Below are 8,365 nucleotides of genomic sequence, written 5' to 3'. Positions count from 1 at the left end.
GACGGCGCTATCCGATCAAACACGAACCGCCGCCCGAGCCGCTGCTTCTGAGTACGGTCGGCTTCAGTCACCCAGCCGCACCAGCATCTTGCCGACGTTGCCTCCGTCGAGCAGGGACAGCAGCGCCCCCGCGGCGTTCTCCAGACCGTCCACGACCGTCTCGCGCGCGGTGATCCGGCCCTCGGCGAGCCAGCCCGCGACCCGCTGTTCGAACTCCGGCCGCAGGTCGTCGTGGTCGCGGACGATGAAGCCGCGCAGCGTCAGCCGCTTGAGGACCGCCTGGATCAACTGGTTGATGTCCGCGGACCGTCGGTCGCCGCCGAACTGCGACATCATGCCGCACAGGGCGACCCGCCCGCCGGTGCGCAACGCGTGCAGTGCGGCGACGAGTTGCTCACCGCCGACGTTGTCGAAGTAGACGTCGATGCCGTCGGGTGCCAGCCGGGCCAGCGCGTCGCGCACCGGCTCGGCACGGTAGTCCGCGGCGGCGTCGTAGCCGAACTCCTTCACCAGCAGGGCGCACTTGTCCGGCCCTCCGGCGGTCCCGACGACGCGGTCCGCACCGAGCATGCGCGCGAACTGGCCGGCTGCGGTGCCGACGGCGCCGGCGGCAGCCGATACGAAGACGGTGTCGCCGGGGCGGAGTTCGGCGACGCGGGTCAGGCCGACGTACGCGGTGAACCCGGTCTGGCCGAGCAGTCCCAACCAGGTGGGCAGCGGGGCGAGTCGGGGGTCGATGCGACCCGCGCCGTCGGTGTCCGCCGCGTCCAGCACGGCCCGCTCCCGCCAGCCGAGCTGGTGGCGTACGTACGTGCCCGGCGGCACCGAGGCACAGCGGCTCTCCTCCACGACGCCGAGGGCACGGCCGTCGAGCGGCGATCCGGGGGTGAAGTTGTGCGTGTAGTGCTTCTCGGTGCTCTCCAGGCGCCCGCGCATGGACGGGTCGACGCTCATGTAGATGTTGCGCACGAGCAGTTGCCCCTCCCCCAGGGGCGGCAGGGGGCGCTCCTCGACGGCGAAGTCGGTGGGGAGCGGTTCACCGTCGGGCCGGCGCACCAGACAGACCACCCGGGTGGTTCGGGGCGTCACGGGTTCACTGCTCCGGCTGCGGGGTCGTACGGCGTTGGGCGAGGCGTCCGACCCAGCCGGCCATCTGGAGGTCGGCGTGGCGCAGTTCGCCCGACTGCCAGCGGGCCTGGAAGTCGAAGACGCCCTGCGCCCCGGTCCTGGGGTCGGTCACCTCGACCAGTCCGTCCTCGGTGAGCCGGTACACATGCCCGGTCAGGGGGTGGGTCACTTGCTTGGACATGGGGTCTCACTCCTGCACTCGGCGGCGTACGCCGCGCTTGGTCACGCTCACCGGGCCCTCGACCCGGAGCCGGCAGGCGAGCCGGGTCCGACCGTCCACCGGTCTGCGCAGGGCCTCGATGCCCTCGCGTTCCAGCGGGCCCACCGGGGAACAGTTCTCCGCGCCCTCCTCGACCTGGACGAAGCAGGTACGGCAGGTGCCCTTGCCGCCGCAGACGGTGGGCCAGCGGTAGCCGAGCCGCTGCGCGGCGGTGAACAGGTCCTCCCCGTCGAGGACTTCGAGCTCGACGCCCAGCGGGCCGACCGCCACCCGGTGGGTCACTTGTCCATCCACTGGTCGAGCGTCCGGTTGAAGTGGCGGATGCGGCTCTCCTGGTAGTTGGCCAGGGTGATGCCCGGCTTGCGCATCGCCTTCAGCCCCTGCTGGACGTACGGCAGGTTCTCGCAGTCCTGGTCGAAGACGGGCCCGAGCACACCGAGTTCGGGGATGTCCGCGAAGAGCATGTCCTCCGGCACCCAGCGGATCTTCGCCGGGGGCGGGAACTCGCCGGGCTGCTTCGGGGACGACATGAAGATGATCTCGGCGGTGCAGGAGTCGGGGTCCAGTCCGTTGGGCCGGAACCGGTAGATGATGTTGGACTTGGCGCCGCCCCAGGGGTTGAAGTTGGGGAACAGCAAGTAGTTGATGGCATCCAGCAGTTCGGTGTCCGGAGTCTTCGAGAAGTCCTGCGTCGAGGTGGCCGCCAACTGCGCCCGCATCCGCTCGGCGAGGACCTGACGGGCGGTGCCGCCGGGCGGGATCGCCGGCATTTCGTCGCCCTCCTGCATCACCAGGTCACGGCCCTGGGCGGCGGCGTAGAACGCGCGCGAGTCGTAGAAGGTCTCCAGGACGTCCTCCTCCGTGACGGAGTCCGCCACGTGGGGGCTGGGCGCGCCCTGGATGTTGATCATCCGGTTCCAGTTCGGCTGGTCCGCCATGACGTCGTACTGCGAGTTGGCGTCGGCGAGCCACGGCAGCATCTGCGGGTGGGTGGCGATCACATGGAAGGACTCGATGAACGCGTCCTGCGCGACCTTCCAGTTGCAGGGCAGCACCTTGGCGATGTGCAGCGACTTGTAGCGGTTCTCCAGCGGCCAGATGTAGTAGTCGTCGAAGGTGCCGCGGTAGGTGTCGAAGGACTCGGCGTACGGGTCCATGTTGATGAAGACGAAGCCGCGCCAGGTGGCCACCTGCGCCTCGGGAAGGGCGAACTTCTCCGGGGTGACGTGCGGGAAGTCCCAGGCGCAGGGCGGGGTCTGCATCGTGCCGTCGAGGTTCCAGGCGAAGCCGTGGAAGGAGCAGCGGAACTCGCCGACGTTGCCGCCGCTCGTGCGCAGTTTGCGGCCTCGGTGCAGGCAGACGTTGACGTAGGCACGGATCTCGTCGGGGGCCGTGCGGACGACGATCAGGGAGTCGTCGCCGATCTCGTAGACCTCGTGGTCGCCGACCTCGGGGATCTCGCTCTCCAGGCAGGCGAACTGCCAGACGCGCCGCCAGACCTGCCGCATCTCGCGCTCGGCCCACTCGCGGGACGTGAAGCGGGCGTGGTCTATGTCCTCGCTGCCGAGGTGGTCGTTCCGCTCGTACCTCAGGGCGGGGGGAACGGGGCGGCTGTCCTGGTCGAGGTAGTCCTGGACGCTGGGCCCGGGGCACCGCGCTGTGGCCGGCTCCGATGTTTCGTCCATCATCTCTCCTCCGGCAGAAACTTTAGAGTGAGTGTAGTTACCAGTCGCAGCCGGGAGCAATACTCGTTCCGCTCATGAAGCCCCAGACTTCCCGAGGTCACCGAGGGATTACACCCGAAACCTGGAACTTCTTGCGGCGACCCTCTCCCCAAGCCCGCTGGGGCATGTCACACTCCGACCCACTTGAGGCTGTAGTGCCTCATAAGTTTCTCGTCCTGGGACGATCTCTGTCCGTCCCGGCCCGGCACCGCGGCGGCGTTCCCGCCCGGGGCACCACGGAATCAATCCGCCTGACCGAAGCCGACCGCCGCGGACGCGCACACCACGCGGAAGCGACGCGGGGCACGGCAGCGCAGGCGTCACACCTCGGGAGTACTCAACGATGAGTTCCAGACCCCGTCGCGCGGTCCGCCGCGCCCTCACCGCGATCGTCCCCGCCGCCTCCCTGCTCGCCCTGGCGGCGTGCGGCAGCGGCACCACTCCGGCCGCCGACTCCGCGCAGGCGGCGGCGCCCGGCTCCCCCGGCCTGACGGCGGCCCGCGCGGCCCTGGCGAAGTACTCCGAACGCCCGGCCACGATCTCCGTGACCCAGCCCGTCGGCAAGGCGATCCCCAAGGGCAAGAAGATCGACTTCATCCTCTGCGGCGTGCAGTCCTGCAAGGATCTCGCCGACTTCTTCACCGAGGCCGCCGGGGAACTCGGCTGGCAGGTGAAGCAGATCGCCACCCAGGGCACCCCGGAGTCCGTCCAGGCCGCCTACGAGCAGGCCCTGCGCGACAAGCCGGACGCCGTCATCGCCTCGGGCTTCCCGCGTGCCGTCTACGCCAAGCAGCTGGCCCAGCTCAAGGCCGCCGGCATCCCCGTCCTCCAGTCGAACGCCGACGACGTGCTGGGCGACGGCATCTCCCTGTTGAAGAACGGGCCGGACGACGTGGGCGTCCAGGGCGAGATGCTCGCTTCATGGGTGGTGTCGAACAGCGACGCAAAAGCGAACACCGTCTACTTCGACCTTCCGGCCTACACGATCCTCAAGCCCGTCAAGGACTCCTTCGCCGCCAAGTACAAGGAGTGGTGCGACGGTTGCGCGCTGGACAACGTCGACGTGCCGATCACCTCGGTGGGCAAGGACATGCCGGACCGTGTGGTGTCGTACCTCCGGTCGCATCCGAAGGTGACCCATGTCGTGTTCTCCCTGGGCCTGCTCAACGTGGGTGTGCCGGCCGCGCTGAAGACCGCCGGCGTCACCGGCAGGCACATCGTCGTCAACGTCGGTGACGCGCAGAACTACCAGTACATCCAGAGCGGTCTCACCGACGGCGCGATGGCGCTGAACTCGCACGAGACGGCCTGGCTCCAGGCCGACGCGCTGGCCCGGCACTTCACCGGCCGGCCCATGGACGTGGACCAGCAGGCAGCACTGCCCAACATGCTCGTCACCAAGGACAACCTGCCCTCGGCCGACGGCGACTTCCCGATCGTCGAGGACTACGAGGCGCAGTTCAAGGCGCTGTGGGGACTGAGTTGACCGGCCCGGTGCTGCGGGTGGCCGCCCTGTCGAAGAGATTCGGCGGCACCCAGGCCCTGGAGGACGTCGACCTGGAAGTGGCGCCCGGTGAGATCCACGCCCTGATCGGGCCCAACGGCTCCGGCAAGTCCACTCTCATCAAGATCCTCGCCGGCTACCACCACGCGGAGCCGGGTGCGGTGGCCGAACTCGACGGCGAGTCCTTCGACCTCGGCCAGGTCACGGCCTCCCGCCATGACCGGCTCCGCTTCGTCCACCAGGAGCTGGGGCTGGTGGGCGAGTTGAGCGCCATCGACAACCTCGCGCTCAGTCATGGCTTCGCCCGTACTGCCTTCGGCAACATCCGCTGGCCGGAGATGGAGCGGCGCACGAGCGCTCTCGTCGAGCGGTTCGGCCTCGGTATCGACGTACGCCGACCCCTGGCGACGGCGACCCCGGTCCAGCGCACGGTGGTGGCCATCGCCGCCGCACTCCAGGGCTGGGAGGGCCGCCGCGGTGTCCTGGTGCTCGACGAGCCGACGGCCGTGCTGCCGCCCGGCGAGGTGGCCCGCCTGTTCGACATCGTGCGGGAGGTCCGTGACGCCGGCGCCGCCGTCCTGTACGTCTCGCACCGGATGGACGAGATCTTCGCGCTCGCCGACCGGGTCACCGTGATCCGCGGCGGACGCCGGATCGCCACCCGCCCGGTCGCCGAACTCACGCCGCGCTCGCTGGCGGAGCTGATGGCGGGCGAGGAGATGGAGACCGACCACCGTCCAGCGCCCGCTTCCGGTCGTACCGACCCCGTGCTGGAGGTCCGCGACCTGTGGGCCGGGCCGCTGCGGGGAGTCGGCTTCGACCTGGCCAGGGGCGAGCGCCTGGGCATCACCGGGCTGGTCGGCTCCGGTCACGAGATCGTGCCGTACGCGGTGTGCGGGGCCCATGCCGGACGGGTGAGCGGCAGGCTGCGGCTGCCGGACCGCTCGCAGCGGTGGACCCGAGCTCGTGACGCCAACGACCTCGGACTTCCCCTGGTCCCGGCGGACCGGGCGGGCGAGGGAGTGATCGGCGACTTCTCGGTCGGCGAGAACCTCACCCTGCCGCTCCTGGCCCGGCTGCGGGCCCGTTCCGGACGGCTGCGCCGACGCCGCGAGTCCGCCCTCGCGGAGGACTGGATCCGACGGGTCGGCGTGCGTACGGCCGGACGCGGGGCCCGGATCACCACACTCAGCGGCGGCAACCAGCAGAAGGTCGTCATGGCGCGCTGTCTCGCCCAGCGCCCGCCGGTGCTGACGCTGTGCGAACCCACGGCGGGCGTGGACATCGCCACCCGCCTTCAGCTGTACGACCTGATCGAGCGTCAGGCCGACGAGGGCATGGGCGTCATCGTGTCCTCCACCGACACACAGGACCTGCTCGCGCTGTGCACCCGCGTCCTGGTGGTGCGGGACGGCCGGATCGCACGGGAGATCAGCGGCCGGGACATCACCGAGTCCGCGCTCGTGCACGCCATGGAAGGAACCGAGTGACATGAGCCCTGGAAGGAACCGAGCCACATGACGTCCATCCCGACCCGGACGGCGGAGCTCCCGCCGTCCGCACCCGAGAGATCCGCGGTGTCCGCCCCGGGGACTCCGGTCCGACGGGCGGCAGCGGCCCTGTCGTTCCGGAACATCGGCGCCGTGTACGTGTGGCTGGTCATCGTCGTGCTCTTCTCCGTGTGGGCGCCGGACACGTTCCCGACCACCATCACCGTCAAGCAGGTGCTGAACGGCAACGCCGTGGCGGGCCTGGTGGCACTCAGCGTCGTACCACCGCTGGCCGCACGGGTCTTCGATCTCTCGATCGCCTTCACCATGTCGCTCACCAGCGTGCTGACCGCCTACTTCATGGTCTCCGCCGGACTCGGGCCCGGCGCGGCCATCGCCCTGGCGATGACCGCCGCGCTGCTGATCGGAGTCGTCAACGGCATCGTGGTGGTGATCCTGCGCGTCGACTCGTTCATCGCCACCCTGGCCACCGGTGCGCTGATCCAGTCCCTGATCACCATGGTGACCAACGACAGCTCGATCACCGGTGTGCAACTGCTCGCCGAGCCGTTCGCGAGCATCGCCCAGCTGGACGCGGGCGGCATCACCCTGCCGGTGCTGTATCTGCTGCTCGCCGCCCTCGCCATCTGGTTCCTGCTGGAACACACCGCCACCGGGCGCCGGTTGTACGCGACCGGCTTCAACGCCGACGCGGCCCGGCTGCAGGGGGTGCGCACCGACCGGCTGCGCTTTCTGACCCTGGTGGCCTCCGCGCTGCTCTCCGGTTTCGCCGGCGTCGTCTTCGCGTCGTCGGTCGGCTCCGGATCGCCGACCGCGGGCACCCCGTACCTGCTGTCTGCGTACGCCGCCGCGTTCGTCGGGGCGACCCAGTTGCGGGCGGGCCGCTTCAACGCCTGGGGCACGGTCCTCGCGGTCCTCCTGCTCGGCACGGGCATCACGGGACTCGGGCTCGCCACCAGCGCGCAGTGGGCCACGAGCCTGTTCACCGGCTCGGTCCTCATCGTGGCACTGGTCCTCACGGGTGGCCGGATCGCCCTGCCCGCCGTGCTACGCCGCCGGCCGGGGCCTCGGCCGGATATCACTACGAGCAAGGAGGTCTGACGATGAAGGCTGTTCAGTACCGGAAGGTTGGGCACGCCCCCGAGGTCGTGGAGGTACCGGTGCCCGAACCCGGCCCGGGCCAGGTGCTGTTGAAGGTGACGGCCGCGGGGCTCTGTCACTCCGATCTGGCCGTGATGGGCTGGCCCGAGGACCAGTTCCCGTACGCGCTGCCGATGACACTCGGTCACGAGGGTGTCGGGACCGTGGCTGCGGTGGGCGCCGGTGTCGGCGGTTTGGCGGAGGGCGCGGCGGTGGCGGTGTACGGCCCGTGGGGCTGCGGGCGTTGCCACAAGTGCGCCGAGGGCAAGGAGAACTGCTGTCCGCACGCCGCCGGGCTCGGCATCCTGCCGCCGGGGCTGGGCTCCCCCGGCGCCCTGGCGGAGTACATGCTGGTGGACTCGCCCCGCCATCTGGTGCCGCTGCACGGAGTCGACCCCGTGCAGGCGGCGCCCCTCACCGACGCCGGGCTGACCCCGTATCACGCGATCAGCAGGTCGCTGCCGAAGCTGCTGCCCGGCAGCACGGCGGTGGTGATCGGCGTCGGCGGCCTGGGTCACCTCGCCGTGCAGCTGCTCCGGGCGCTGACCCCTGCCCGGGTGGTCGCCCTCGACGTGAGCAAGGAGAAGCTGGAGCTGGCGAGGACCGTCGGCGCGCACGAGACGCTGCTCTCCGACGACGCGGCGGCCGCGCGGATCCGCGAACTCACCGGCGGTACGGGCGCGGAGGTCGTCCTGGACTTCGTCGGGGCCGAGGCGACCCTGGCCGTGGCCGCCGCGTCGGTGGCGGTGGAGGGCGATGTCACCGTCGTCGGCCTAGGCGGGGGCACACTGGCCGTCGGCTTCGGGGGCGGGCTGCCGTTCGAGGTGTCGGCCTGCTTCCCGTACTGGGGCAGCCGGACGGAACTCATGGAGGTCCTCGAACTGGCGCGCCAGGGCCTCGTGTCCTCCCACGTCGAGACCTTCACCCTGGAGCAGGCACCCGAGGCGTACGAGCGCCTGCACGCCGGTGACATCAACGGCCGAGCGGTGGTACTGCCGCACGGCCCTTTCAGCCCGTCCGGCGTTTGAGGACGAGGCCGTTCAGGCCAAGTTCCTTTCCCACCCACCCGCCGCACCTCCACCACAGATAGGGAAAGCGGGGGGGTTGGGAAGTGGGTTTGTATAAAAGGGTATTTAAA

At 70.2% G+C, this 8,365-nt stretch carries 8 protein-coding genes; 4 read left to right on the top strand and 4 right to left on the bottom strand.

Annotation, left to right across the window (positions count from 1 at the left end):
* Positions 1-63: 63 nt before the first annotated feature.
* From ACWCRB_RS47580 to ACWCRB_RS47565, 4 genes are read right to left on the bottom strand one after another with little or no spacing between them, the layout of a single operon-like run.
* Positions 64-1,089 carry an NADP-dependent oxidoreductase gene (locus tag ACWCRB_RS47580; RefSeq protein ID WP_451002038.1) on the bottom strand — a complete coding sequence of 342 codons (1,026 nt, stop codon included), beginning with the start codon at positions 1,087-1,089 and terminating at the stop codon, positions 64-66.
* Between the two features lie 4 nt (positions 1,090-1,093).
* Complete coding sequence (locus ACWCRB_RS47575; RefSeq protein ID WP_451002037.1) at positions 1,094-1,309, bottom strand: transposase; 216 nt, start codon at positions 1,307-1,309, stop codon at positions 1,094-1,096.
* A 6-nt stretch (positions 1,310-1,315) separates the two neighbouring features.
* The gene (locus ACWCRB_RS47570; RefSeq protein ID WP_451002036.1) at positions 1,316-1,642 is read right to left on the bottom strand and encodes a 2Fe-2S iron-sulfur cluster-binding protein; all 327 of its coding nucleotides are present in this window, start codon (positions 1,640-1,642) and stop codon (positions 1,316-1,318) included.
* The gene (locus tag ACWCRB_RS47565; RefSeq protein ID WP_451002035.1) at positions 1,627-3,033 is read right to left on the bottom strand and encodes an aromatic ring-hydroxylating oxygenase subunit alpha; all 1,407 of its coding nucleotides are present in this window, start codon (positions 3,031-3,033) and stop codon (positions 1,627-1,629) included. Before ACWCRB_RS47565 ends, ACWCRB_RS47570 begins: the two co-directional genes overlap by 16 nt.
* A 382-nt stretch (positions 3,034-3,415) precedes the next feature.
* Here ACWCRB_RS47565 and ACWCRB_RS47560 point away from each other — a divergent pair, with 382 nt between their 5' ends.
* The 4 genes from ACWCRB_RS47560 to ACWCRB_RS47545 are packed head-to-tail and all read left to right on the top strand — an operon-like array spanning position 3,416 to position 8,255.
* Positions 3,416-4,558: a substrate-binding domain-containing protein gene (locus tag ACWCRB_RS47560; RefSeq protein ID WP_451002034.1), complete on the top strand. Its 1,143-nt coding sequence runs from the start codon at positions 3,416-3,418 to the stop codon at positions 4,556-4,558.
* Entirely contained in the window at positions 4,543-6,066 is a 1,524-nt protein-coding gene (locus ACWCRB_RS47555) for a sugar ABC transporter ATP-binding protein (protein ID WP_451002033.1), read from the top strand. The genes ACWCRB_RS47560 and ACWCRB_RS47555 overlap by 16 nt, the downstream gene beginning before the upstream one ends.
* A gap of 27 nt (positions 6,067-6,093) precedes the next feature.
* The gene (locus tag ACWCRB_RS47550) at positions 6,094-7,188 is read left to right on the top strand and encodes an ABC transporter permease (protein WP_451002032.1); all 1,095 of its coding nucleotides are present in this window, start codon (positions 6,094-6,096) and stop codon (positions 7,186-7,188) included.
* A 2-nt stretch (positions 7,189-7,190) separates the two neighbouring features.
* Positions 7,191-8,255, top strand: coding sequence for an NAD(P)-dependent alcohol dehydrogenase (locus tag ACWCRB_RS47545; RefSeq protein ID WP_451002031.1), 1,065 nt, complete (start codon positions 7,191-7,193; stop codon positions 8,253-8,255).
* Positions 8,256-8,365 lie beyond the last annotated feature (110 nt).

This window comes from Streptomyces sp. NPDC002156 (assembly GCF_053593675.1).
This window is presented reverse-complemented; position numbering and strand designations above follow the sequence as displayed.

Bases quoted from the DNA above. Each gene is read 5' to 3' on its own strand.
- ACWCRB_RS47575 (WP_451002037.1), bottom strand. From the start codon at position 1,309: ATGTCCAAGCAAGTGACCCACCCCCTGACCGGGCATGTGTACCGGCTC.
- ACWCRB_RS47545 (WP_451002031.1), top strand. From the start codon at position 7,191: ATGAAGGCTGTTCAGTACCGGAAGGTTGGGCACGCCCCCGAGGTCGTG.
- ACWCRB_RS47565 (WP_451002035.1), bottom strand. From the start codon at position 3,033: ATGGACGAAACATCGGAGCCGGCCACAGCGCGGTGCCCCGGGCCCAGC.
- ACWCRB_RS47550 (WP_451002032.1), top strand. From the start codon at position 6,094: ATGACGTCCATCCCGACCCGGACGGCGGAGCTCCCGCCGTCCGCACCC.
- ACWCRB_RS47560 (WP_451002034.1), top strand. From the start codon at position 3,416: ATGAGTTCCAGACCCCGTCGCGCGGTCCGCCGCGCCCTCACCGCGATC.